Annotated in this window: 20 protein-coding genes; 10 read left to right on the forward strand and 10 right to left on the reverse strand. The window is 67.0% G+C overall.

Annotation, left to right across the window (positions count from 1 at the left end):
- Positions 1 to 171 precede the first annotated feature (171 nt).
- Positions 172 to 1077, forward strand: coding sequence for an EamA family transporter RarD (gene rarD / locus FURADRAFT_RS17175; RefSeq protein WP_008955441.1), 906 nt, complete (start codon positions 172 to 174; stop codon positions 1075 to 1077).
- A gap of 261 nt (positions 1078 to 1338) precedes the next feature.
- Here the strand turns inward: rarD and FURADRAFT_RS17180 are convergent, their stop codons facing one another.
- Positions 1339 to 2130, reverse strand: a complete 792-nt coding sequence (locus FURADRAFT_RS17180; RefSeq protein ID WP_008955442.1) for an inositol monophosphatase family protein — start codon at positions 2128 to 2130, stop codon at positions 1339 to 1341.
- 320 nt (positions 2131 to 2450) lie between these two features.
- On the opposite strand from FURADRAFT_RS17180, the gene FURADRAFT_RS17185 reads away from it, so the two are divergent.
- Positions 2451 to 3179 (forward strand): 16S rRNA (uracil(1498)-N(3))-methyltransferase, encoded by a 729-nt coding sequence (locus FURADRAFT_RS17185; protein ID WP_008955443.1) that lies wholly within the window; start codon positions 2451 to 2453, stop codon positions 3177 to 3179.
- A gap of 95 nt (positions 3180 to 3274) precedes the next feature.
- Positions 3275 to 5623, forward strand: coding sequence for a sensor domain-containing diguanylate cyclase (locus FURADRAFT_RS17190; RefSeq protein ID WP_236261621.1), 2349 nt, complete (start codon positions 3275 to 3277; stop codon positions 5621 to 5623).
- 74 nt (positions 5624 to 5697) lie between these two features.
- On the opposite strand, the gene FURADRAFT_RS17195 is transcribed toward FURADRAFT_RS17190, so the two are convergent.
- The 8 genes from FURADRAFT_RS17195 to FURADRAFT_RS17230 form a co-directional block, all read right to left on the reverse strand.
- Positions 5698 to 6636 carry a hypothetical protein gene (locus FURADRAFT_RS17195; RefSeq protein WP_008955445.1) on the reverse strand — a complete coding sequence of 313 codons (939 nt, stop codon included), beginning with the start codon at positions 6634 to 6636 and terminating at the stop codon, positions 5698 to 5700.
- A complete protein-coding gene (locus FURADRAFT_RS17200) occupies positions 6633 to 7970 on the reverse strand; it encodes a glycosyltransferase (protein WP_008955446.1) in 1338 nt (445 codons plus the stop codon). Before FURADRAFT_RS17200 ends, FURADRAFT_RS17195 begins: the two co-directional genes overlap by 4 nt.
- A gap of 233 nt (positions 7971 to 8203) precedes the next feature.
- Entirely contained in the window at positions 8204 to 8755 is a 552-nt protein-coding gene (locus tag FURADRAFT_RS17205; RefSeq protein WP_008955447.1) for a hypothetical protein, read from the reverse strand.
- A gap of 75 nt (positions 8756 to 8830) precedes the next feature.
- Entirely contained in the window at positions 8831 to 9685 is an 855-nt protein-coding gene (locus tag FURADRAFT_RS17210) for a D-hexose-6-phosphate mutarotase (protein WP_008955448.1), read from the reverse strand.
- 318 nt (positions 9686 to 10003) lie between these two features.
- Entirely contained in the window at positions 10004 to 10771 is a 768-nt protein-coding gene (locus tag FURADRAFT_RS17215) for an ABC transporter ATP-binding protein (RefSeq protein ID WP_008955449.1), read from the reverse strand.
- A gap of 24 nt (positions 10772 to 10795) precedes the next feature.
- Positions 10796 to 11509 carry an ABC transporter permease gene (locus FURADRAFT_RS17220; RefSeq protein WP_008955450.1) on the reverse strand — a complete coding sequence of 238 codons (714 nt, stop codon included), beginning with the start codon at positions 11507 to 11509 and terminating at the stop codon, positions 10796 to 10798.
- On the reverse strand, positions 11506 to 12195 hold the full coding sequence (locus tag FURADRAFT_RS17225) for an ABC transporter permease (protein ID WP_008955451.1): 690 nt from the start codon (positions 12193 to 12195) through the stop codon (positions 11506 to 11508). The genes FURADRAFT_RS17220 and FURADRAFT_RS17225 overlap by 4 nt, the downstream gene beginning before the upstream one ends.
- A 172-nt stretch (positions 12196 to 12367) precedes the next feature.
- Complete coding sequence (locus FURADRAFT_RS17230) at positions 12368 to 13138, reverse strand: ABC transporter substrate-binding protein (RefSeq protein ID WP_008955452.1); 771 nt, start codon at positions 13136 to 13138, stop codon at positions 12368 to 12370.
- Between the two features lie 588 nt (positions 13139 to 13726).
- Between FURADRAFT_RS17230 and hutI the strand changes: the two genes are divergently transcribed.
- The 7 genes from hutI to FURADRAFT_RS17265 all read left to right on the forward strand — a co-directional run bounded on the left by hutI (position 13727) and on the right by FURADRAFT_RS17265 (position 25202).
- Positions 13727 to 14965, forward strand: coding sequence for an imidazolonepropionase (gene hutI, locus FURADRAFT_RS17235; RefSeq protein ID WP_008955453.1), 1239 nt, complete (start codon positions 13727 to 13729; stop codon positions 14963 to 14965).
- Between the two features lie 530 nt (positions 14966 to 15495).
- Entirely contained in the window at positions 15496 to 17166 is a 1671-nt protein-coding gene (hutU, locus tag FURADRAFT_RS17240) for a urocanate hydratase (protein WP_008955454.1), read from the forward strand.
- Between the two features lie 150 nt (positions 17167 to 17316).
- Positions 17317 to 18852 carry a histidine ammonia-lyase gene (gene hutH / locus FURADRAFT_RS17245; RefSeq protein WP_008955455.1) on the forward strand — a complete coding sequence of 512 codons (1536 nt, stop codon included), beginning with the start codon at positions 17317 to 17319 and terminating at the stop codon, positions 18850 to 18852.
- A 943-nt stretch (positions 18853 to 19795) separates the two neighbouring features.
- Positions 19796 to 20812, forward strand: coding sequence for a LacI family DNA-binding transcriptional regulator (locus tag FURADRAFT_RS17250; RefSeq protein WP_040653153.1), 1017 nt, complete (start codon positions 19796 to 19798; stop codon positions 20810 to 20812).
- A 308-nt stretch (positions 20813 to 21120) separates the two neighbouring features.
- A complete protein-coding gene (locus tag FURADRAFT_RS17255; protein ID WP_008955457.1) occupies positions 21121 to 22824 on the forward strand; it encodes a PfkB family carbohydrate kinase in 1704 nt (567 codons plus the stop codon).
- Positions 22825 to 22904: 80 nt separating this feature from the next.
- On the forward strand, positions 22905 to 24188 hold the full coding sequence (locus tag FURADRAFT_RS17260) for an MFS transporter (protein WP_008955458.1): 1284 nt from the start codon (positions 22905 to 22907) through the stop codon (positions 24186 to 24188).
- Between the two features lie 15 nt (positions 24189 to 24203).
- Positions 24204 to 25202, forward strand: coding sequence for a 2-hydroxyacid dehydrogenase (locus FURADRAFT_RS17265; protein WP_040653154.1), 999 nt, complete (start codon positions 24204 to 24206; stop codon positions 25200 to 25202).
- A gap of 281 nt (positions 25203 to 25483) precedes the next feature.
- On the opposite strand, the gene FURADRAFT_RS17270 is transcribed toward FURADRAFT_RS17265, so the two are convergent.
- Positions 25484 to 25684 (reverse strand): DUF1059 domain-containing protein, encoded by a 201-nt coding sequence (locus tag FURADRAFT_RS17270; protein WP_008955460.1) that lies wholly within the window; start codon positions 25682 to 25684, stop codon positions 25484 to 25486.
- Positions 25685 to 25882: the final 198 nt, after the last annotated feature.

A 25882-nucleotide genomic window follows, 5' to 3' on the forward strand; every position in this document is an offset into this window, starting at 1 on the left:
CCCGCGTTGCGTCTGTGCCAGTGCAGCAAGTGCTAACGCAGGTGACGATTGTTCGGCCACTTGAACAGTCTTGTCTGCCAGAGCCAATTGAAGGTAGAGCGGGCGGGCGTTAGGCTACAGGGATAAAAACGGCGTGTTGCGCCGATGACCCTCCCACATCGAGATTTTCCCATGTCTTCATCCCATGAAACCGGGCGCGGCGTGCTGTTCGTGTTCGGTGCCTTCCTCATCTGGGGGCTGTTCCCGCTCTACTGGAAGCCGCTGCACGACGTGCCGGCGCTGCAGATCCTGTGCCACCGCATCGCCTGGTCGGCGCTGTTCGTGGCGCTGCTGCTGCTGGTGCAGCGCCAGTGGGGCTGGCTGGTTCCGTTCGTGCGCGAGCCGAAAAGGCTCGGCATCTTCGCCTTGTCCTCGGCGCTGTTGTCGACCAACTGGCTGATCTACATCTGGGCGGTGAACGCCGACCGCGTGCTGGACGCCAGCCTGGGCTACTTCATCAACCCGCTCATCAACGTGCTGCTGGGGCGCTTGTTCCTCAGCGAGCGGCTGGTGCCGGTGCAAAAGGCGGCGGTGGGGCTGGCGGCGCTCGGCGTGCTGTGGCTGACCATCCTGGCCGGCACGCCGCCGTGGGTGGCGCTGGGCCTGGGGCTGTCGTTCGGCTGCTACGGGCTGTTGCGCAAGCAGGCGCCGCTGGCCTCGCTGCCGGGGCTGGCGCTGGAAACCTTCCTGATGCTGCCCTTGGCGCTGGGCGCGCTGCTGTGGTTCGAATGGCAGGGGCAGGGATCGTTCGGCCACGTCGACGGCCTGCACGACGCGATGCTGGCCGGGGCCGGGGTGGTGACGGCGATTCCGCTGCTGTTGTTCGCCGCCGGCGCGCGCCGCCTCAAGCTGGCCACGGTGGGGGTGATCCAGTACACCAGTCCGATCATGCAGCTGTTGCTCGGCGCCTGGCTGTTCCACGAGCCGTTCGGCGCCGGCCGGCTGGTCGGCTTCGGCTTCATCTGGGCCGGGCTGGCGCTGTATTCCGGCGCCGGGCTGCTGGACTACCTGCGCACCCGTAGCGTGAAGCCGGCCTGATCGGGGTTCATGGCGCAAAAAAGGTTGGCTTCGGCCAACCTTTTTTGTTTCCTGGGGGAGATGGGGCTGAGCCTGCCCAAGTGGGCGAGCGAGTCAAGGCAGGTTGAGTGCCGCCAGCGCACAGGAACCGCAATGTACATACAGCCCATGAGGATTCCTGATCGCTGAGCGAATGACTGCGTGCAAATCTCTGATTTGCTCAGCGATGGATTCGCACGCAGCACCGCCGGCGCTCAAGATGCCAAGGCGCCGCCGCCTACTTTACTGGTTGGCGCGCACCCAGCGCAGCCACTGCGTGAACAGTTCCGGGTCGAGCGCGGCGATGGCGGAGCGGCTCCACGGCTGGTCGGCCCAGTAGTCGTCGGTGTTGAGCGTGGCGGCCTGGCCGCCGGCTTCTTCCAGGATCACCACGCCGGCGGCGTAATCCCACAGGCGCTGGCCGCCGTGCAGGTAGAGGTCGTAGCGGCCGGCGGCGAGGAAGCACCAGTCCAGCGTCGAGGCGCCCATATTGCGCTGGCTGCCGCACGGCGCCAGGCTGTTGAGGCGCGCCGCCAGCTTGCCCGAGCGCAGGTACTTCACCTCGACCCCGGCGATGGCGTCGCCCATGCAATTGGGCACCTTCTTCAGCGGCAGCGGGATGCCGTTCATGTGGGCGCCCTGGCCACGGCGGGCGTAGAACATCTCGTCGGACACCGGGTTGTAGATCACGCCCAGCTCGCTCTTGCCGTCGATCATCAGCGCCACCGAGATGGCGAAATACGGCAGGCCGTTGATGAAGTTGGTGGTGCCGTCGATCGGGTCGACCACCCACAGGCCGTCGCGGTGGGCCTGCCACAGCGCCTCCTGCTGGGCGCGGTCCATCTCCTCGCCCAGCACCGGATGCGGCAGGATGGTCGGCAGCAGCCGCACGAGCGCCTGCTGGCAGGCGAGATCGGCCTCGGTAAACAGCGTGCCGTCGACCTTGCGGCTGGAGCCCACGCGCAGGAAACGCGGCATCACTTCGGTCTGGGCGACTTCGCGCAGGGCCCGTATTACCTGGTCGACCACCTGCATCCGTTTCTCCTTAACGATGAGCTGAGAGCTTGTGAATAGATCTACTGCGCGATCCCTGATCGGGGTTCATGCGCGGCTCTGCGCGGGCGAATCGCTCGTGGAGATTCGCTCAGCCACGATCCTCATGTACTTTATGTACAGTCCGGTTCCTGCGCTGCTCTTCACCCTGCAGAGGGCCGCCCGCGACGATTGCTTTCGCACGCTACGCGTCGGTGCTGTGGCCGAGTGAGCCGGGGCAGGGCCGGCGACGGCAAGAAGAGTATTGTTGCAACCGCAGCAAACAAAGCAAAATACCGGTATCGCCAAGGACTTTCAAGACAATGCCACGCTTTTTTCTCGACGGGGAACTTGCCCCCGGCATGACCCTCGCGCTGCCCGACAGCGTGCTGCGCCACGTTCAGGTGCTGCGCCTCAATCCCGGTGACGCCATCACGCTGTTCAACGGCCGCGGCGGGGAATATCCCGCCACCCTGAGCCGGGTGCTGAAGCGCGACGCCGAGTGCGTGCTGGGCGAGTTTGCCGACGTCGCGCGCGAGTCGCCGGTGTGGCTCGGGCTGGCGCAGGCCATCTCCGGCGGCGACAAGATGGAATTCACGCTGCAGAAGGGCGTGGAGATGGGGGTCAGCGTGTTCCAGCCGCTGACCGCCGAGCGCTCGGTGGTGCGGCTCTCGGGCGAGCGCGCCGACAAGCGCGTGGCGCGCTGGCAGGAGATCGTCATCGCCGCCTGTGAACAGTGCGGCCGCAACAGCGTGCCCGAGGTGCGGCCGATCCTGACGCTGGCGGAATGGCTGCGCGAGCTGCCCGAGGCCGACGCCCGGCTGGTGCTGTCGCCGCTCGGCACGCAACGGCTGGCCGACATCGCCGCCGCCCCGGCCTCGGCCTGGCTGATGGCGGGCCCCGAGGGCGGGTTGTCGGCGCGCGAGGAGGGCGCGGCGATCGAGGCCGGCTGGACCCCGCTCAAGCTCGGCCCGCGCATCCTGCGCACCGAGACCGCGGCGCTGGCGGCGGTGGCGGCGATCCAGACGGTGTGGGGCGACTACCGCGGCTGAGGCCGGGCGGCCCCGTTTCCGGACAAAAATCGGTCCCATCCCGCACCGCTGGCGATTAAGATGAAGAGTATGCCAGTGGCCGGGGGGGCCATGACGTGCCGAAGCAGACTGTGCCAACGCCAGGGCGACCGTTGTTCCGCGCGCTGCCCTGGCTGATTCTCATCGTCGGTGTCGCGCTCACCGCTTTGCAGGCGCAGCACATGCGCACGCGCGAGGCGGCGCTGGCGCGGGCCAAGTTCGAGATTCGCGTCACCGAGCTGGTCAGTGGCTTCGAGCACCGCATGATAGTGCAGGCGCAGATCCTGCGCGGCGTGGCCGGGCTGTTTGCCGCCAGCGCCGAGGTCGAGCGCGACGAGTTCCGGCGCTACGTCCAGGGGCTCGAGCTGCCGCGCTACTACCCCGGCATCACCGGCATCGGCTACGTCGCCATCGTGCCGGCGCGCGACAAGGCGCGCCACGTCGCCGCGATGCGCGCCCAGGGCTTTGCCGACTACGATATCCGCCCGCCCGGGCCGCGTGACCCCTACACCGCGGTGATCTACGTCGAGCCCTTCGACTGGCGCAACCGGCGCGCGCTGGGGTTCGACATGTCGCTGGAGCCGACGCGCTTCGCCGTCGCCCGCCGCGCCGCCGACGAGGGGCGGGCACTGATGACCGGCAAGCTCACCCTGTTGCAGGAAACCCGGCAGGATGCCCAGCCCGGCGTGCTGCTGTTCCAGCCGGTGTACCGCGCCGGGGCGCCGCTGGCCAGCGTGGCCGAGCGGCGCGCGGCGCTGCTCGGCTGGGCCTACTCGCCGCTGCGCGTGAGGCAGCTGCTGGAACGCTACCTGCAAAGCGAATACCCGCAGCTGTCGTCGCAAATCGCGCTGCAGGTGTACGCCGGCGACACGCTGCAGCCCGCCGCGCAGATGTACCAGCTGCACCCCGGCGCCGCGGCGCAGGGCGAGGCGGTGGTGCGGCGCGCCAGCCTGCATGGCAGCACCTGGACCTTCCGCGTCGAGCCCCTGGCGGGCTACTGGGGCGGCGAGGCGTTCGACGGCAACGCCCGCATCGTGCTGGCGAGCGGCATCGTGCTGACCCTGCTGCTGGTGGCCGCCAGCCAACTGCTCGGCCGCAGCCACCAGCGGCTGGCCGCCGCGCTGCGCGAAGCCTCGCTCGCCAACCGCCATCTGGCCGAGCAGCAGTCGCTGCTGCGCGCCATCTACGACAGTTCCAGCGTCGCCCTGTTCCTGATGAAGCCCGACGGCAAGATCGCCCACGCCAACCAGCGCATGGCGGCGATGTTCCATACCCTGCTGCCGGAGCTGATCGGCCGCGATTACGATACCCTGCTGCCGCCCGCCGAGCAGGACGGCGCGCGCGACTGGCAGGCGCGGGTGAGCGCGCAGCAGGGCACCCCGGCCAGCATCGAGCGCTGCTACCGGCGTTTCGACGGCGGCGAGTTCTGGGGCGTGACCACCGGCTGCGCCCTGCACGATGCCGGGGGCAGGGTGCTCGGCATCGTCGGCGTCATCGAGGACGTCACCGAGCGGCACAAGAACGAGGCGGGCATGCGCCTGGCCAGCACCGTGTTCATGGCGAGCCCGACCGGCATCATGGTGACCGACGCCGAGGAGCGCATCGTCTCGGTGAACCCGGCCTTTACCCTCATCACCGGCTACAGCGCCGCGGAAATCATCGGCCAGACGCCGAAGATCCTGGCCTCCGGGCAGCACGACGCGGACTTCTATCAGGAGCTGTGGCGCAGCATCGGGCAGGACGGGTTCTGGGAAGGGGAATTGCTGAACCGGCACAAGCAGGGCCACTTGTACCTGGAGATGATCTCGATCAGCCGGGTGGTGGACGGCCAGGGCCGGGTGGTCAATTACGTGGGCATGTTCCAGGACGTCACCGAGCGGCGCCAGGCGGAAGAGCGCATCCGTCACCTGGCGCATCACGACTACCTCACCGGGCTGCCCAACCGCGCCCACCTGCTGGAGCGCGCCAGCCAGGCGCTGGCGTTGGCGCGGCGCTACCAGCGCCGGCTCGCCATCCTGTTCCTCGACCTCGACCGCTTCAAGCCGATCAACGACCGCTACGGCCACGACGTCGGCGACGTGGTGCTGCGCACCGTGGCCGATCGCCTGCTGGCGCTGGTGCGCGAGTCGGACACGGTGTGCCGCCTGGGCGGCGACGAGTTCGTCATCCTGCTGGCGGAATACCATGACTTCGCCAGCGTCGAGCAGCTGGCGCACACCCTGCGCACGGCGATCGAACAACCTTGCGAGGTGGGCGCGCTGCGGCTCGCGGTCTCCGCCAGTATCGGCATCGCCACCTACCCGGAGCATGGCGACAGCGTCGGGGCCCTGATCCAGCGTGCCGACGCCGCGATGTACCGCGCCAAGACCGGCGCGGCGCCGCCGATCTGCATCGCCGGCGAACCGCTCGACCCCGCCGACGCCTGAGCGGCGCGCTACATGGCCGGTGCCGCGCTCAGGCGCTCAGGCCGGCAGCGCGCTTCGGCCAACCTCGCAGCGGCTCAGAAGCGCGCGATCCATTCCCCCTGCAGGTAACGGTAGCGGTAATCCGGGCCGTTGAACGAGGCGCTCTGGCTGTAGCCGCCGCGCAGTCGCAGCGACTGCTGGGCGCGCAGCGGGCTTTGCAGGCCGAGTTCGAGCAGGCGGGTGTTGCTGCGCGGGTCGTCGTTGACCTGCTGGCGGCCGAGCCCGGCGGTGAGCGTGCCGGTCCAGCCCTGCAGGCGTTTGCGCCAGCCCACGGCGAGCATCGACTCGTCGTAGTTCTTGGGGTTGAAGTAGGCGCCGTCGACGTCGTCGCTGCTGCTGTGGTAGGTGCGGTAGCGCGCCTGCAGCGTCAGCCCGAGGTCGAGCCAGGGCTGGTAGATCAGCTTGAGGCGGCCGTGGCTGCGCTCGTTGCCGTCGGAGAAGTCCTGGCGCGCCGCCAGGCCCACCAGCGTCAGGTGTTCCCCCAGGCCCTGGTCCAGGCTGGCACCCCAGTAGTTGAAGTGCACGCCGCGGTCGAGCGAGTGCTGGGTTTCCACCCAGTCGCGGTTGACGAACAGCTCCAGCCCGGTGCGCTGCGCCAGGGCCCGACGGTAGCTGCCGTCCAGCGTCACCAGGTCGTGGCCGCCCTGGCGGAACAGGCCGGTGTCGATCTGCCAGCCGTTGGCGGTGGCCGGGTCGATCTGGCGGTGCAGCAGGGCGATTTGCTGGCCGTCGCGCTGCCAGTCGTGCTGGCTGTAGTGATGGTCGGTGTAGCGCACCCCGGTGAGGGCGTCGGCGTGCTGGTAGTCGGGCAGGTATTCCAGCGCCAGGCGGCGCGTGGTGAAGCCCTCGTTGTCGCGCGACAGGAAGAACGCCGCGCCGGCGCCCTGGTCGTCGTTGGTGGTCTCGGCGGCCTGGCCGAACGGGCTCGCGGCCAGCAGCAGGGCGAGCAGGGTGGGTTGCAGCAGCTTGTTCATTTGCCCTCCGGCTGTACTTTGATGGGTGCGGTGTCCTTGGTGCCCCAGTGCTTGCGGGCATTGAACAGTTCGGCGAGGTAGCCCAGCAGGCAGGCCGGTTGCAGCAGCAGGCTGTAGCACAGGGTGTAGATCAGGAAGCCGCGCGTATTGCGCCGTACCTTGAGGCCGTGCAGGTCGAACATTTTGCGTTCCACCGAGAACATGATGAAGTTCATCAGCAGCGCCACCGGCAGCAGGGCCAGCGTCATCGGGCCGACGATCCAGTAGTGGCCGAACAGCGCCAGCACCAGCCCGGGGATGAAGCCGATGGTGAAGGCCAGGTCGAGCCAGGGGAACAGCAGGTTCCAGTAGATGAAGAAGGTCGGCAGCTGCGGCTTCAGCAGCAGGCTGGGGTGCTGCTTGAAGGCCTCGACCATGCCGCGCGACCAGCGCTTGCGCTGGCGCAGGAACTGGCGCGCCGTGGTCGGGGCGTTGGTGAACAGACAGGCGTCCTCGCTGTGGCCGACGCGGTGGCCGGCCTTGAGGATGGCCCAGGTCAGCACGATGTCCTCGCCGACGTTCTCCGGCCAGCCGCCCACCTCGATCAGCGTGGCGCGGTCGTACAGCGAGAAGGCGCCCTGCGCCACCAGCGTGCCCTGGTACAGCGACTGCACGCGCTTGATGGCGGCGATGCCGTGGAAGTAGTCCCACTCCTGGCAGCGCGTCACCCAGTTCTCGCGTGAATTGCGCACCAGCACCGTGCCCGCCACGGCGCGCGTGTTGGGCGGGTCCTGGCGATAGCGTTCGACGATGGCGCACAGCGCGTTGCGGTACAGGTAGGAGTCGGCGTCGACCGTCAGCACCAGCTCGTGGCGCGCCTGGGCCAGCCCCAGGTTGAGCGCGTTGGCCTTGCCGCCGTTCTTTTCCAGGTGCAGCAGGTGCAGCCACGGGTAGCGCGGCAGGCAGCGGCGCACGATGGCGGCGGTGTCGTCCTGCGAGCCGTCGTTGATCACGATCACCTGCAGTTCGCCCGGGTAGTCCTGGCGCTCGATGCTGACCAGCGTCTCCTCGATCGAGGCGGCCTCGTTGTAGGCGGCGATCAGGATGCTCAGCGGCGGGTAGCTCTCCAGCGGCTGGCGGCGCGGGCGTTTGTCGAGCGCCAGGCTGAGTAGCAGGAAGGCGTTCATGAAGCCCGGCACGATGGCGATGCCGCCGATCAGGAACCATGCCAGGTAACGGCCGAGGTGAGTGCCTAGTTCGGCAAACCAGGGTTGTGCCAGCCAGGCGGACAACGCGGTCCAGACGACCGCACCGCTGGTGGCCAGGGCGAATTTGCTGCGTACGGAAAGATACATGGAGGGGATGTTCGGCTGGATTGACGACCGGCGGGCACGCCGGCCCGCCACCCGGACCCGCCGCCTGCCGTAGCCGGCACGAGTCGCGCAGCCGGGCATGTTATGTTATATGAAAAACAACATCCAGTTTAAAATGCGTTTGCGCTAACTGGACGGCATGAATGGCGCGAAAGGTGTCGTTTTTTTGTTGCCGCGCGAAGAGGCCGCCGCCGGCCGGCAGCGGCCGGGAAGCATCAGGCCAGGCGGTACACCAGCTTGCCTTCGAACAGCAGCTCGCTGTCGGTCAGGCACAGCTGGCCGGCCGGCGGCAGGGCGCGCTCGAACACGAAGTGGCGGCCGTCGATGTCGAGCCAGGCGTTGATCGGCGTGCCGTCGAACTGGCCCAGCACGTCGGGGGAGCGGGTGACGACGGCGTTGTCGGGCAGGCGGATGCCGGCCGGCGGCGTTTCTTCCGGCACCGACCAGTCTTCCTGCAGCTGCGGCTCGGGCAGGTTGCGCAGCGCCAGCTTGAGCCAGAGGCGGAACAGCCACAGCGGCAGGCGCACGCGGTGCACGCGCTTGTCGTCGCTGATGACGCAGGCGACCGGGAAGCGGCGGTGGCATTCCGGGCACTCGGCCTCGGCCGCCAGCACGATCTTGTCGTGCAGCAGGCGGGCGATGCCTTCCATGTCGCGCGCCGTCACCATGCTGTGGCAGTGCGGGCAGGCCTTGGCGAAACGGCTGATGCGGTTGCCGTTGGGAAAGGCCAGGGGCAGGAAGCGGGAAAGTTTCTGGGGCGTCGTCATGGGTCTCGGGGTCCGGCTCGGCCGCCGCGCTGGATGCGGCGGCAGCCGGCCATTATAGCGCGTCGCGGCGCGCTGTCAGGAGATCGGCTGCGCCTGCAGGCGGGTGCGCAGGGTATGGCTTTCGCCCGGCGCCAGGAGGCGCGCGTCGCGGCCGGCGTTGGCGGTCTCGACGCACACGAAGTGGCGGTAACCGTCGTCCGGCAGGTCGGCCAGGCGGACCGACTTGGCGATCCACGGGTTCCACACCACGCTGCTGGCGGAGCCCGCGGCGCTGAGGGTGACGGTGCGTCCCCAGGCGGCGTCGTGCAGCGTGAGCGGGCCCTCGGGGTAGACGATGGCGTCGATCTCGTGCTCGAAGCGCAGCGGCTCGCTGCCGAAGCGTGACGGCTGTCCCTGCAGCTGGTCGAGGTAGCTGGCGCCGGCGAGGCCGGTGAGGGTGGCGCCGTCGATGTCGCCCAGCGCCAGGTAGCTGTGCAGCGCGGTGGAGAGCGTGGCCGGCGCGCTGCCGTGGTTGCGGGTGGTCAGCGCCAGCTCGACGGCGTCGTCGAGGCGCAGCTCGAGGCTGGCCTCCAGCGCGCCGTGGCGCGGGCCGGCCAGCCGCACGCTGAAGCCGTCGGCGTCGCGCGACACCTGCTGCAACACCCACGGCTGCTGGCGCGCCACGCCGTGCGCCGGCGCGCCGGCGTCGTCGGGATGGGCGCCGAACCACGGCCAGCACAGCGGAATGCCGCCGCGGATCGCCTTGCCGGGCTGGAACACGGCGGCGGGCGACAGGTACAGCAGCGGCGGCTCGCCGTGGCGGGTGTAGTCGAGCAGCTGGCCGCCCAACAGCGAGAGCCGGGCGTCGAAGCGGTCGTGGGCGAGGGTGAGCAGGGTGACGCCGGGAGCGAGCTCGCTCAGGCTGGCGCCGTCGGGCAGGGTGAGGGACATGGCGACTCCGGGGAAAAACGGGCGGGTACGATGGTAGCGTAGCGGCGGCGTAGCCGCAGCGCTACATCGCCCGCCTCTCCCCGGGGTGGGCTTAAAACCTGTTTACGATCTGCTGCGCTTCGGCGATACGGCGATAAAACCGACTTCGGAATGCTCATTTACTACTTGTAAACTCCGCTTCCTCAGCCGTTTTTGCCTCGTCTCGCTCTAGCTCGCGAGATCGTAAACAGGTTCTTAGAACCGCTTCACGCTCTTTTTGCGGCGGCGGCCGAGCACCACCGGCCCCGCGCGGCGCGCAAAAAGAGCGTGTACCGCTGCTTACTTCAGGCTGCCGGCGAGGAACTGCTGGAGGCGCTCGCTCTTGGGCTGGTTGAGCACCTCGCGCGGATGGCCTTCCTCCTCCACCCGGCCCTGGTGCAGGAAGATCACGTGGTTGGACACCTCGCGCGCGAAGCCCATCTCGTGCGTCACCACCAGCATGGTGCGGCCTTCTTCGGCCAACGTCTGCATCACCTTCAGCACCTCGCCCACCAGCTCCGGGTCGAGCGCCGAGGTCGGCTCGTCGAACAGCATCACCTCCGGCTCCATCGCCAGCGCGCGCGCGATCGCCACGCGCTGCTGCTGCCCGCCCGACATGTGCGACGGGTACTTGCCCTCGACGCTCTCTGGCAGGCCGACCTTGGCCAGGTACTTGCGCGCGCGCGCCTCGGCCTCGGCGCGGCTCACCCCGAGCACGTGCATCGGTGCCTCGATGATGTTCTCCAGCACCGTCATGTGGCCCCACAGGTTGAAGTGCTGGAACACCATGGCGAGCCGGGTGCGCATCTGCTGCAGCTGCCTGGCGTCGCTCACGCACAGCGCCCCGGTCTTGTCCGGCGCGGTGCGGATCGCCTCGCCGTTGAGCGTGATGGCGCCGGCGCAGGGCTGCTCGAGGAAGTTGATGCAGCGCAGGAAGGTGCTCTTGCCCGAACCCGAGGAGCCGATGATGCTGATCACGTCGCCGGCCTTGGCCTTGAGCGACACGCCCTTGAGCACTTCGTGGGTGCCGTACTTCTTGTGCAGGTCGTCCACGGTCAGTTTGTACATTTCAATCTCTCCCAATACGGCGAATCAATGCGCCTGCGGCTTGAGGAAGGCGAGCCAGCGCTGCTCGCCGCGGCGGAACAGCCAGACCAGCGCGAACACGATCACGGCGTACAGCGCGCCGGCGATGCCGAAGGCCTCGAACGAGGCGTAGGTGGCGGAGTTGACATCGCGTGCCACCTTGAGGATGTCCGGCACCGTGGCGGTGAACGCCAGCGTGGTGGAATGCAGCATCAGGATCACCTCGTTGCTGTAGTACGGCAGCGCGCGGCGCAGCGCCGAGGGCAGGATGACGCGGCGGTACAGCGTGAAGCTCGACATGCCGTAGGCGCGCGCCGCCTCGATCTCGCCGTACGGCGTGGCGCGGATCGCGCCGGCGAAGATTTCCACGGTGTAGGCGCAGGTGTTGAGCGCGAACGCCAGCAGCGTGCAGTTGATGCCCTCGCGGAAGAAGGCGTCCAGCAGCGGCTGGGCGCGCACCGACTCGATGCTGTAGATGCCGGTGTAGAACACCAGGAGCTGGATGTAGAGCGGCGTGCCGCGGAACACGTAGGTGTAGAACCACACCGGGCCGCGGATCAGCGGATTGGGCGACACGCGCGCCACCGCCAGCGGCACCGCCAGCACGAAGCCGATGCCGATCGACGCCACCAGCAGCCACAGGGTCATGGCGACCCCGGACAGGTGGTAGCCGTCGCTCCACAAATAGGCCTGCCAGTATTGCTGCAAAATCTCGTTCATAGTGCGGCCTTTCTGACGCCGACCGAGTAGCGCCGCTCCAGCCAGAGCAGGGCGCCGTTCGATACCGTGGTGATGGCGAGGTAGATCAGCCCGCCTACCACGCAGAAATAGAACAGTTGCATCGAGCTCTTGCCGGCGTCCTGGGTCGCCTTGACGATGTCGGACAGGCCGATGATGGACACCAGGGCGGTGGCCTTGATCATCACCTGCCAGTTGTTGCCGATGCCCGGCAGCGCGAAGCGCATCATCTGCGGGAACAGCACGCGGCGGAACACCTGCCACGGCTTCATGCCGTAGGCCACCGCCGCCTCGAGCTGGCCGCGCGGCACGGCCTGGAAGGCGCCGCGGAAGGTTTCGGTGAAATAGGCGCCGTAGATGAAGCCCAGCGTCACCACCCCGGCGAGGAAGGGGTCGATGTCGATCTGCTCGACACCGGCCCACTCGGTGGCCTGGTTGAGCAGCATCTGCAGGCTGTAGAACAGCAGCAGCATGATCACCAGGTCGGGCACGCTGCGGATCAGCGTGGTGTAGCCGGTGGCAAGGCCGCGCAACAGGCGGCTGCCGGACAACTTGGAACTGGCGCCGACGAGTCCGATCAGCACCGACGCCAGCATCGACAACAGCGCCAGTTTGATCGTCATCCAGGTGCCGCTCGCAATCAGCGGGCCAAAGCCTTGCAGCAGCATGGCTTACTCCTTTACATGGTTAGCGATGGCGCGGTGGCCGCCGCCCATCCGCCATGGTGGTCATCACGCCGCAATGGCTCGACCCCGGTCAGGGGCGCGATGGCGCCCCTGACCGGGTCGATCGGCCCCGCCCGTGTGGGGCGGCGCCGCACTCGCAGCCGCGTGGAACCGCTCAGTGATAGATGTCGAAGGTGAAGTACTTCTTGGCCAGGCGCTGGTAGGTGCCGTCCTGGTGGATCGCGGCGAGTGCCTGGTTGATCTGCTGGCGCAGGTCGGCGTCGTCCTTGCGCAGGCCGATCGCGGTGCCGGTGCCGAGGATCTTGGCGTCGTTCACTTCCGGTCCGGCGAAGGCGAAGCCGTTGCCGCGTGCGGTTCTCAGGAAGCCGACGTCGGCCTGCACCGCGTCCTGCAGCGAGGCGTCGAGGCGGCCCGACACCAGGTCGGACAGCACCAGGTCCTGGTTCTGGTACGGCACCACGTTCACGCCCTTGGGCTCCCAGTGCGCCTTGGCGTAGGCTTCCTGGGTCGAGCCCTGCTCGACGCCGATGCGCTTGCCGCGCAGCGATTCCGGGGTCGGCTGCAGCGGCGCGCCCTTCTTGGCGATCATGCGCACCGGCGAGTTGTACATCTTGTCGGAGAAGGCGATCTGCTCGGCGCGCTTCTCGGTGACCGACAGCGCCGACAGGATGCCGTCGAACTTCTTGGCCTTGAGCGCCGGGATCATGCCGTCGAAGTCGTTCTCGACCCACACGCATTTGGCTTTCAGTTTCTCGCAGATGGCATTGCCCAGGTCGATGTCGAAGCCGGTCAGCTTGCCGTCGGCGGCTTTCGATTCGAACGGGGCGTAACTGGCATCGACGCCGAAGCGAATGACCTTCCAGTCCTTGGCGAACACGCCGCTGGAGGCCAGGGCGAGGCAAACGGTGAGGGCGAGTTTCTTCATGGGCTATGTCTCCGTAGACAGCTGAGTGCAATGGGCCGAGGCGGGCGGCCAGGGCCGGGATAAGGCCATCCGGCGCGTGCCGCGCGGCTGGCCATCATGCCGCCACTCTTGCGTTGGATCGGCTAAATGTATAGACAAATCTAAGAGCGAAGCCGGCACGGCGCAATCGCTTTTTTGCAGAGACCCTGCTCAGCGTCAGGAGAAAAAGTGGGGGGAACGCCGCCGCTGCAGGCCGCACCTTGGCCGAAAAATTCAGACGGCATGGCGTTGGTATGTGTTGTTTATCCTTCTGTATCAAATGTTTGACGGCGTTTTGGCCATGGTGTGGCGAGGGCGGGCTCGCCGTGCCTGCCGCGGCGGCGAAAATCGCGCATCCCTTTGTGGCTTATCTACGACAGCGCGGCCCGGCGCGGCCACCGCGCCGGGTGAAATATTGTATAGACATAATCAGATTCGACCCGGGCGGCGCCGCGGGGCGGGACAACGTGGCCCGGAATCCGGTCGCAGAGGGTGACGGCCACCTTCGCGGGGCTTGACTTGGAGCGCGGCTGTGATTGAATGTATATACAACTATCGGAGCCTTTCGCCATGACCCGTCCCCCTCTGCACGGTGACAGCCTGTGGATCAACGTCCGCCTGGCCACCCTCGACCCGCGCCACCCCGCGCCCTACGGCGCGCTGGACGCGCACGCCCTGCTGGTGCGCGACGGCCGCATCGCCGCCATCGTGCCGCAGGCCGGGATCGATCTGGCCGCCTTCGCCGGCGAGGTGATCGACGGCGCGGGGCGCTGGCTCACGCCGGGGCTGATCGACTGCCACACTCATCTCGTCTATGGTGGCAACCGCGCCGCCGAGTGGGAAAAGCGTCTCACCGGCGTGCCCTACCAGCAGATCGCCGCCGAGGGCGGCGGCATCGTCTCCACGGTGCGCGCCACGCGCGCGCTGGACGAGGAGGCGCTGGCCGCACTGAGCCTGCCGCGCCTGAAGGCGCTGATGCAGGAGGGGGTGACCACGGTCGAGATCAAGTCGGGTTACGGCCTGACGCTGGCGGACGAGCTGAAGCAGCTCGGCGCGGCGCGCCGGCTGGCGGCGGTGCTGCCGGTGGAGGTGGCGCCGACCCTGCTGGCGGCGCACGCCGTGCCGCCGGAGTTCGCCGGCGACGCCGACGGCTACATCGAGCACGTGGTGAACGTCATCCTGCCGGCCGCGGCGCAACAAGGGTTGGCCGAAGCGGTGGACGTGTTCTGCGAGGGGGTGGGCTTCAGCCCGGCGCAGGCGCGGCGCGTGTTCGACGCCGCGCGGCAGCACGGCCTCCAGGTGAAGGGCCACGTCGAGCAGCTCTCCAATCTGCACGGCGCGGCGCTGGTGGCGGAATACCACGGGCTGTCCGCCGACCACATCGAATACCTCGACGACGCCGGGGTGGACGCGCTCAAGGCCGCCGGCACCGTGGCGGTGCTGCTGCCAGGCGCCTATTACTTCCTGCGCGAGACGCAGCAACCGCCGGTGGCCAAGCTGCGCGCCGCCGGCGTGCCGATGGCGGTGTCCACCGACCTCAACCCCGGCACCAGCCCGTTCGCCTCGCTGCGGCTGGCGCTGAACCAGGCCTGCGTGCTGTTCGGCCTGACCCCGGAAGAGGCGCTCGCCGGCGCCACCCGCCACGCCGCGCAGGCGCTGGGGCGCGGCGCGACGCACGGCAGGTTGGCCGAAGGCTGCGTCGCCGACCTGTTGCTGTGGGACATCGAACACCCGGCCGAGATCGTCTACGGCCTCGGCACCAATCCGTTGCAACTGCGCGTGTTCCGCGGCGTGATCCAGCACGAATAGGGCCCAAGCGGCGGGTCATCGCCCGCCTCCGGCCGCCTCAGGGCGGGTATTTCGTTGGTTCGTGGCGGCCGACGGGATGCCCGCCCTGAGCGTTTTCTGCCGGCCTTCCGGTGAGACCGGCACGGCGCGTCGCTCCGCACCAGGGTGGCGCAGCTACGCCAAACCCGCCGCATGGTGCGGGGCGCACGACGCCCGTTCTGCGCTTGCGAGGCGGCGCGGCGGCACGCTGCGCGCGCCTGCGGCGTCTCTCGATTCCCTTTCCGGATTCTCCGCGCCCCGTCGTAACCCGCGGCCCGCCTGGCTTGGCGGCGGATGGCGCCGGGGGCTGTCGGCTTCCGGCAACATTTTTCGCCTAAATCGCGATTTTCCACTTGTATAGACAATATGATCTCGCTACACTGAGCTCACTTGTATAGACATTTGCCGATCGCAGAGCAAACCGGGCGCTGACAGAGCGCCCCCGCTGCGATGGACAGCGACCCGTTTCATACCGCGCCTGCCGGAGCAGGCCATTAGGAGGAGTCCCCACCATGACTGACCCGCGCTTTGACGCTTCCCGTGTCATCCACGCCCCCCGCGGCAGCGAAAAGACCTGCAAGAGCTGGCTCACCGAAGCCGCCTACCGCATGATCCAGAACAACCTCGACCCGGAAGTGGCCGAGCACCCGCAGAGCCTAGTGGTGTACGGTGGTATCGGTCGCGCGGCGCGCAACTGGGAGTGCTACGACAAGATCCTGGAAGTGCTGCAGCGTCTGGAAGACGACGAAACCCTGCTGGTGCAGTCCGGCAAGCCGGTGGGCGTGTTCAAGACCCACGCCGACGCCCCGCGCGTGCTGATCGCCAACTCCAACCTGGTGCCGCACTGGGCCAACTGGGACCACTTCAACGAGCTGGATAAGAAGGGCCTGATGATGTACGGCCAGATGACCGCCGGCTCGTGGATCTACATCGGCTCGCAAGGCATCGTGCAGGGCACCTACGAGACCTTCTTCTCGGTGGCCAAGCAGCATTTCGACAACAACCCGAAAGGCCGCTGGATCCTCACCGGCGGTCTGGGCGGCATGGGTGGCGCGCAGCCGCTGGCCGCCACCATGGCCGGCTTCAGCATGATCGCCGTCGAATGCGACGAAACCCGCATCGATTTCCGCCTGAAGACCCGCTACGTCGACCGCAAGGCCACCACGCTGGATGAAGCGCTGGCCATCGTCGAAGACGCCAAGCAATCCGGCAAGGCCGTCTCCGTGGGCCTGCTCGGCAACGCCGCCGACGTGTTCGCCGAACTGGTCGCCCGTGGCATCACCCCGGACGTGGTGACCGACCAGACTTCCGCCCACGACCCGATCAACGGCTACCTGCCGCAGGGCTGGACCATGGAGCAGTGGCGTGCCGCGCGTCAGAACGACCCGCAATCGATCGTGCTGCCGGCCAAGCAGACCATGGCCAAGCAGGTGCAGGCGATGCTGACGCTGCAAAGCCGCGGCGCCGCCACCCTCGACTACGGCAACAACATTCGCCAGATGGCGCTGGAAATGGGCGTCGAGAACGCCTTCGACTTCCCGGGCTTCGTGCCGGCCTACGTCCGTCCGCTGTTCTGCGAGGGCATCGGCCCGTTCCGCTGGGTGGCGCTGTCGGGCGACCCGGAGGACATCTACAAGACCGACGCCAAGGTCAAGGAACTGATCCCGGACGATCCGCACCTGCACAACTGGCTCGACATGGCGCGTGAGCGCATCAGCTTCCAGGGTCTGCCGGCGCGCATCTGCTGGGTCGGCCTGAAAGACCGCGCCCGCTTGGGCCTCGCCTTCAACGAAATGGTGAAGAACGGCGAGCTCAAGGCCCCGATCGTGATCGGCCGCGACCACCTCGATTCCGGCTCCGTCGCCAGCCCGAACCGCGAAACCGAAAGCATGCTGGACGGGTCTGATGCAGTATCCGACTGGCCGCTGCTCAACGCACTCTTGAACACCGCCGGTGGCGCCACCTGGGTGTCGCTGCACCACGGGGGCGGCGTGGGCATGGGCTTCAGCCAGCACTCCGGCGTGGTGATCGTGTGCGACGGTACTGACGAAGCCGCCAAGCGCGTCGGCCGCGTGCTGCGTAACGACCCGGGCACCGGCGTGATGCGCCACGCCGACGCCGGCTACGACATCGCCAAGAATTGCGCCAAAGCACAGGGCCTCGACCTGCCGATGTTGAAGTAAACCGCTATCGTAGGATGGGTGAAGGGCTGACCCCTCACCCATCACAATGATTGCCCCGTATCGATGGGTTGTGCCGCGCGCCACCCATCCTGCGAATGCACGCTGCGGCCGATACGGACCGCCACGGCAGACAAGACACAAGGAATACCCATGACCACCATCACCATCACCCCGGGCAAGCTGACGCTGGCCCAACTGCGCCTGATCGCCCGTGACGCTTCCGTGCAGCTGGCGCTGGACCCGGCCGCTCACGCCGCCATCGACGCCTCCGCCGCCACCGTGGCGCGCGTGCTGGCCGAGAACCGCACCGTGTACGGCATCAACACCGGCTTCGGCTTGCTGGCCAACACCAAGATCGCCCCGGAAGAACTGGAACTGCTGCAGCGCTCCATCGTGCTGTCGCACGCCGCCGGCATCGGCGAGCCGATGAAGGACAGCACCGTGCGCCTGGTCATGGCGCTCAAGATCAACTCGCTGGCGCGCGGCTTCTCCGGCATCCGCCGCCTGGTGCTGGAGGCGATGATCACCCTGTTCAACAAGGGCATCTACCCGGTGATCCCGCAAAAGGGTTCCGTCGGCGCCTCCGGCGACCTGGCCCCGCTGTCGCACATGAGCGCCGTGCTGATCGGTGAAGGCGAAGCCTTCGTGAACGGCCAGCGCGTGCACGGCCGCGAAGCGATGCACGCCGCCGGCCTGGACCCGATCACCCTGGCCCCGAAAGAAGGCCTGGCGCTGCTGAACGGCACCCAGGCATCCACCGCCTTCGCGCTGGAAGGCCTGTTCGCCGCCGAAGACCTGTACGTCGCCGCCGCCGTGGCCGGTGCCATGTCGGTGGAAGCCGCGCAGGGCAGCCGCCGTCCGTTCGACGACCGCATCCACCAGGTGCGCGGCCACAAGGGCCAGATCGACGCCGCCCGCCAATACCGTGCGCTGCTGGGTGATGCCAGCGATATCTCCCACTCGCACGAGAACTGCGGCAAGGTGCAGGACCCGTACTCCCTGCGCTGCCAGCCGCAGGTGATGGGCGCCTGCCTGACCCAGATCCGCCAGTCGTCCGAAGTGCTGCTGACCGAAGCCAACGCCGTCTCCGACAACCCGCTGGTATTCGCCGACGACAACGACATCATCTCCGGCGGCAACTTCCACGCCGAGCCGGTGGCCTTCGCCGCCGACAACCTGGCGCTGGCCATCGCCGAGATCGGCTCGCTGTCCGAACGCCGCATGGCGCTGTTGATCGACAGCAACCTGTCCAAGCTGCCGCCGTTCCTGGTCAACAACGGCGGGGTGAACTCCGGCTTCATGATCGCCCAGGTGACCTCGGCCGCGCTGGCTTCCGAGAACAAGTCGCTGGCGCACCCGGCCTCGGTCGACAGCCTGCCGACTTCGGCCAACCAGGAAGACCACGTGTCCATGGCTACCTTCGCCGGCCGTCGCCTGCGCGACATGGCCGACAACACCGCCGGCATCCTCGCGGTGGAACTGTTGGCTGCCTGCCAGGGCGTGGATTTCCGCGCACCGAACAAGGCGGCAGAGCAACTGGAGTCCGCCAAGGCGCTGCTGCGTGCCGAAGTGCCGTTCTACGACAAGGACCGCTACTTCGCGCCGGACATCCAGAAAGCCGCCGCGCTGATCCAGCGTGCCGACTACAACCGCTTCGCCATCGACGGCCTGTTGCCGTCGCTGTAAGCCGTCTTTGATCTCATTCCTGTCTGGACCGTCTGGTTCGTTACATGGCCCCGCAAGGGGCCATTTTTTTGTTGGGGTGCTGATTCAGGCACCAAGCACGTCCGGGCTACTATCAAGGAGGGTATAAAAGCAGAAGGAATAATAAACGTTGCACAAGCCAATATCCCTTCAAAACCGTTCCGCCGCGCGTACCTGATTTGCCGTAAGCAGCGACCGGTTCCTGATAGAATTGAAGGCCTATCGTTCCTGCGCTTGCTAAAGACGTTTTTTTCCGACGAGTTGGAATTAAAAACATCGATTCTTCGAGAATACGGAAAACCGCACGGCCAAGATCTATCCGGATTATTTGGGTCGTCGAATCAATCCGCACCAGCAAGCCTCGTTCTGGCTGCAGGGTGAGCAGCGTGCAATTTCCATCAGAAGTTTCAGCGATGGCGCATGGCTTGGATGAGTCACGGGGTGGTTCTCAGCCGCCCGGCCGCGCGATATGTCGGCAATGCAGGCCCACTGCTCCTCATTGAGTCAGTGACGGCGTATGTTGTGCACCACAAAAAGGTTAAATCAGGATACAAATCCGCTACCACGCACACACCCTAATGAATCGTTGGCAGGTCAAACCCGATCTTTTGAGACCTGTACGGGATTACCTGGGCCGCCCTCAATCCATCGAGAAAATACACGGAGGGGACGCAATTGAAGAAACCCTATTCCGCCATTTTGCCTTTCCTCCAAACCTGATTTGGCCAATCATCACCATCGTTGCAGTGCGATGAGGGGAAAATGCAAGATGTTTTCATAACCGACCACGGCGCTTGCCGGGTTGGCGAAGGCTATCTTAAAATTATTTTTGATTTTTGCTTCCCGAATCCCTTTTCTAAAAGCCTTCCAGACCCCACCAAACCACCGAATGAAAAGCGCCGACAAGCATCATCGCAATGGATCCATGCGCGACTCCCGCGCCACCATCATGGACGTGGCTCGCGACGCCGGTGTCTCCAAGACCAGTGTGTCCCGCTATCTGTCCGGCGAGTTCAAGGTCCTGTCGGACGACATCCGCCAGCGTATCGAGGCCTCGATCGCGCGCCTCGGCTACCGCCCGAGCCAGATGGCACGCGGGCTCAAGGGGGGGCGCACGCGCCTGATCGGCCTGGTGGTGGCCGACGTGATGAACCCCTATTCGGTGGCCATCCTGCACGGCGCCGAAGCGGTGTGCCAGCAGCATGGCTACACGCTGATGCTGTGCAACACCGGCAACGACGAAGCGCGCGAGAAGCAGGCGCTCACCATGCTGCGCTCGTACGACGTCGAAGGGCTGATCGTGCACTCGCAGGGGCGCCCGAGCCGCTTCATGTACGACCTGCTGGAATCGAACCTGCCGGTGGTGCTGGTGGACCGGCGCGTGTCCGGCATCGAGGTGGACCTGGTCGGCCTCGACAATCGTCAGGCCGGGCGCGCCGCCACTGTGCATCTGATCGAGCGTGGCTTTACCGACATCCTGTACGTGACGCAGCCGATCCGCGCGGTCAGCTCGCGCGAGGAGCGTCATACCGCCTTTCTGGAGACGCTGGCGGCGCGGCCGGACTGCCGCGGCGAAACGCTCGAACTGGCCGCATTGGAAGGCGACGCGGCGCTTGACCATGCGCTGGCCGCCTTCATGTCGCGCGCGGGCACCCAGCGCAAAGCCCTGCTGGCCGCCAGCGGCGTCGTCACGCTGCAACTGGTGCTGGCACTGCGCCGGCTCGGCCTCACGGTGCCGCAGCAGGTGGGCCTGCTCGGCTTTGATGAGCTCTCTTGGTCCAAGCTGGTCGAGCCCGGTATCAGCACGCTGGCACAACCGACCGACGAGATCGGCTTTCAGGCCGCCACCCGCCTGCTCGAACGCATCGCCACCCCCGGCCACGACCACCACGAACTGCTGCTGCCCGGCACGCTGATCGTGCGCGGCTCGACCTCCGCCTGACACGGCGCGCGTTCCGCGCCGTCTCTCCCGTCCTTGTCGATGACCTGCCCTCGGCGGGGCGCCATCCATCGCGATGGAACCGAGTCCATTTTTCAATGGAAAGGCCGTGTGTTACGCGCAACACAGCCACCGTCATTTTTATCTTGGCGATAAAATTCTTGTTGTTTTGCGCAAGGCTGGTGCTATATTCGCCGTAACAAAATGACAGAAACGATGGCTCGCCTCGGCGCGCCATGTTTTTTCGCTGTTTATGGAACCGGTTCCATAAATCGGTCCAAGACAGCCGAATGCGCAAGAGGAAAACCAATATGCACGCAGTCAACGTGGTGACGTCCGCCTACGGCGCAAGCCTGGTACAGACGCACGGCCAACAGCATTTCATCGCGCTCGCCGCTGCGGCCGGCGCCGCCGGCATCGAGATCCGGCGCGAGCTCTTCCCCACCTCACCGCCGCTGCTCGGCCCGCTTGCCGACGCGCTGGCCGCTTCGCATCTGGACGTGGTCTACTCCGCGCCGCTGGAGCTGTTCGGCACGGACGGCCAGCTCGATCTGGCCCGCCTGGAGCTGGCACTCGCCGAAGCCGTCGAACTCGGCGCCGGCACGCTCAAGCTGCCGCTTGGCCACTACGGCGCCGTCTCCGATCTCGCCCCGCTCGCGCAGCGCCTGGCCGGCAGCCCGATCCGCCTGCTGGTGGAAAACGACCAGACCCCCCACGGCGGCACGCTGGCACCGCTCGTGGCCTTCTTTACCGCCTGCCGTGCCGAGGGCGTGCCGGTCGGCATGACTTTCGACATCGGCAACTGGCACTGGACCGATACCGACCCGCTGGCGGCGGCCGTGGCGCTCGCCCCTTACGTCGACTATCTCCACGGCAAGGGCGTCGAAGCACGCGGCGGCAAGCTGCACGCGGTGCCGCTATCCGAGAGCGATGCCGGCTGGCGCCGGCTGTTTGCACACTTTCGTACCGATATCCCGCGCGCGATCGAATTTCCGCTCAGCGGCGGCGACCTGGCCGCGCTCACCGCGCGCTATGTCGCGCTGCTCGCCGAGCCCCAAGCGCCAGACGCGGTCGACACGCTCGACGTGGTCACCTTCGGCGAGGCGATGGCGATGTTCGTGGCGGACGAGCCGGGCGAGCTGGCCGCGGTGGCACACTTCAGCCGTCGCCTGGCCGGGGCGGAGACCAACTTCTGCGTCGGCATGGCGCGCCTCGGCTATCGGGTGGGCTGGGTGAGCCGGCTCGGCCAGGATGCGTTCGGTCGCTTTGTGCGCGCCACGCTGGCCGCGGAGGGTGTCGACTGCCGCTGCGTCGCCACCGACCCGCGCTACCCGACCGGTTTTCAGCTCAAGTCACGCGCCGTCGGCGGTTCCGACCCCGTCGTCGAATATTTCCGCAAGGGCTCGGCCGCCAGCCGGCTGTCGCGTGCCGACTTCGACCCGGCCTATTTCGCCGCCGCACGCCATTTCCACTGCACCGGCGTGGCGCCGGCGCTGTCCGACGGCACCTGGCAATTCGCCCAGCACGCGCTCGATTTCATGCGTGGCGCCGGCAAGACCATCTCGTTCGACCCCAACCTGCGCCCGAGCCTGTGGCCATCCGAAGCCGAGATGATCCGCCGCATCAACGCGCTGGCGGCCAAGGCCGACTGGGTGCTGCCCGGTATCGCCGAAGGACGCCTGCTCACCGGCTGCCGCAGCCCGGAGGACATCGCCGCCTTCTACCTCGCACAGGGCGCGTGCCTGGTGGTGATCAAGCTCGGTGCCGAGGGCGCCTACTACCGCAGCGCCACCGCGCAGGGCTACGTCGCCGCAGTATGGGTGGACGAAGTGGTCGACACGGTGGGCGCCGGCGACGGCTTTGCCGCCGGCGTGGTGAGCGCGCTGCTCGAAGGCCTGCCGCTCGCCGCCGCGGTGGCACGTGGCAATCGGGTCGGCGCCTTCGCGATCCAATCGGTCGGCGACATGGAAGGGCTGCCCACGCGCGCCGAGCTCGAGGCGGCCAGCCCCGCCTGACCCGGACACGATTTCAACACACAAGAAAAACGGCTCGAGCCGTCATGTAGCACTACATAAATCATATAAAGGAGACAAACATGGAGTCGCGTACCGCCACCAGCCGCCGCTGGTTATTCGTTCTGCCCATGGTGTTCATCACCTACAGCCTGGCCTACCTCGACCGCGCCAACTACGGCTTCGCCGCCGCCGCGCACATGTCGACCGACCTCAGCATCAGCAAGAGCATGGCCTCGCTGATCGGGGCGCTGTTCTTTCTCGGCTACTTTTTCTTCCAGATACCGGCGGCGTATTACGCGCAGCAGCGCAACGTCAAGAAACTGATCTTCTGGAGCCTGATCCTGTGGGGCGGCTGCGCCACGCTCACCGGCATGGTGCACAACGCTTACTGGCTATTGGCGATCCGCTTCCTGCTCGGTGCGGTCGAGGCGGCGGTGATGCCGGCCATGCTGATTTACCTCAGCAACTGGTTCACCCGCGGCGAGCGCTCGCGCGCCAACACGGTGCTGATCCTCGGCAACCCGGTGACCGTGCTGTGGATGTCGATCCTGTCCGGCTACCTGGTGCAGGCGTTCGGCTGGCGCCTGATGTTCATCATCGAAGGGCTGCCGGCGGTACTCTGGGCCGTGGTATGGGCGCTGACGGCAAAGGAACGTCCGGCCGACGCCAGCTGGCTCGACGAGCAGGAGAAAACCGCGCTCGCCGCCGCGCTGGCGCAGGAGCAGGTCGGGCTCAAGGCGGTGAAGAATTACCGCGAGGCGTTCCGCCAGCCCAAGGTGATCCTGCTGTGTCTGCAGTACTTCTGCTGGAGCATCGGCGTGTACGGCTTCGTGCTGTGGCTGCCGTCGATCCTGCGCGAAGCGTCCAAGCTCGACATGGTGGCCACCGGCTGGCTGTCGGCGCTGCCGTATCTTGCCGCGGTGCTGTCCATGCTGGCGGTCTCGCACTTCTCCGACAAGCTGCGCAACCGCAAGCTGTTTGTGTGGCCGCCGCTGCTGATCGGCGCGCTCGCCTTCCTTGGCTCCTACCTGGCCGGCAGCAGCCACCTGTGGCTCGCCTACGCGCTGCTGACCGTGGCGGGTGCGGCAATGTACGCTCCCTACGGCCCGTTCTTCGCCATCGTGCCGGAAATGCTGCCGAAGAACGTGGCCGGCGGCGCCATGGCGCTGATCAACAGCACCGGCGCGCTCGGCGGCTTCCTCGGCTCCTACCTGGTCGGCTACCTGAACAGCGCCACCGGCAGCCCGGACGCCTCCTACATCTTCATGGCGGGCTCGCTGTTCGTGTCCGCGCTGGTCACCCTGCTGGTGCGCCCCGAGGTGCAGCCGGACATCGTGGTGACCGCCCGCCATGCCAACCCCTGAGACGGAATGCTTGCCATGAAAAAACGTGTAGTCGCCTACAAGAAACTGCCGCCGGCGCTGCTGGCGCGGTTGGCCGAACAGTTCGAGGTGATCGGCTTCGACGGCGTCAACGATACCAACCGTGCCGCCTTTGCCGAGGCGGTCGCCGGCGCGCACGGGCTGATCGGCTCCAGTGTCAGGATCGACGCGACGCTGCTCGACCCGGCGCGTGAGCTCGAGTTGATCTCGACCATTTCGGTCGGCTACGACACCTTCGACGTCGACTACCTGACCCGGCGCGGCATCTTGCTCGCCAACACGCCGGACGTGCTGACCGAGACCACCGCCGACACCCTGTTCGCGCTGATCCTGGCGACGGCGCGGCGCGTCGTGGAGCTGGCCGAATTCGTCAAGGCCGGCCACTGGCAGCGCAGCATCGGCCCGGCGCATTTCGGCGTGGACGTGCACCACAAGACGCTCGGCCTGATCGGCCTCGGCCGCATCGGCCAGGCGGTGGCGCGGCGCGCAAACCTGGGCTTCGGCATGAACGTGGTCTATTACAGCCGCCATGCCGTGCCGGAGGCAGAAGCGGCCTACGGCGCGCGCCGCGTCGGGCTGAACGAGCTTTACGCCAGTGCCGACTTCGTGTGCGTGGTGCTGCCGCTGACGGCGGAAACGGACAAGCTGATCGACGCCGATGCCTTTGCCCGCATGCGCCCGGAAACCATCTTCATCAACGGCTCGCGCGGGCCCATCGTGGACGAGGCCGCGCTGATCCAGGCGCTCAAGAGCGGCGCCATCCACGGCGCCGGCCTCGACGTGTTCGAGCGCGAACCGCTGCCGGCCGATTCGCCCTTGCTGCAGTTGCCGAATGTGGTGGCGCTGCCGCACATCGGCTCGGCCACGCACGAAACCCGCTTCGCCATGGCGGAGATGGCGGTCGATAATTTGATTGCCGGTCTGAATGGACAGCGCCCCCGGGCCGTGGTGAACCCGTCGTCCCGGCCCTTTGCCACCTTGGGGGAAGCCAGCTGATGGCCTTGAGCTGTTCTTAACCGGGTCTGCGCTTGTCTCGGGCGACGGTGAACCCGTTCCCAACGTCACATCCGCTCAAGCCGGCGGCGGCCTGAAACCTTGGCGGCTCCCGCCATAAGGATGGGAGTGGTGCCGGTTCGGTTATGGCTGCCGGCAACCAAGCCGGCAGTCCGCTAGGTTAATGACATCGGTGCCTCTCCCGACGGCCGGCCCGACTGGCTGCACCAACGACAACGGCTCCCGCGGGAGCCGTTTTTATTGCCTAGTGTCCGGGCGGTGTTTCAGTGTGCAGTCTCGACGTGTTCTTCCTTGAACATCTGGCGCAATTGCTCGCGCAGCTGCGGGCTATCCTGGTAACCGTGCACCGCGACCGCGTGCTGCACCGCGGCGCTCAACAGCTCGTCCTCGCTGTCGGCAGCGATCGACACCGTGCATTGCGGGGTAGCCGGATGCTCCCGGCAGTCTATGAATTTCCTGGCCATGGTCCGTTCCTTTGCCCCTTGGGGACGTGCGCGTCATCCTGGTGGCGACACCCCTGCTGCTGCGAATCGATTTTCACCTGTTTGCACCTGATTTATAGCACTTTTCCCATCTTCTCCCGCCCCTGCTGCGTGTCGGGGTGGCCTTTGGGCGCAAAGAGGCGAATAGTGTAGATAAGCGGAGCGGGACGATCGCGTCTG

Source organism: Pseudogulbenkiania ferrooxidans 2002 (genome assembly GCF_000174355.1).
Taxonomy (GTDB): Bacteria; Pseudomonadota; Gammaproteobacteria; order Burkholderiales; family Chromobacteriaceae; genus Pseudogulbenkiania; species Pseudogulbenkiania ferrooxidans.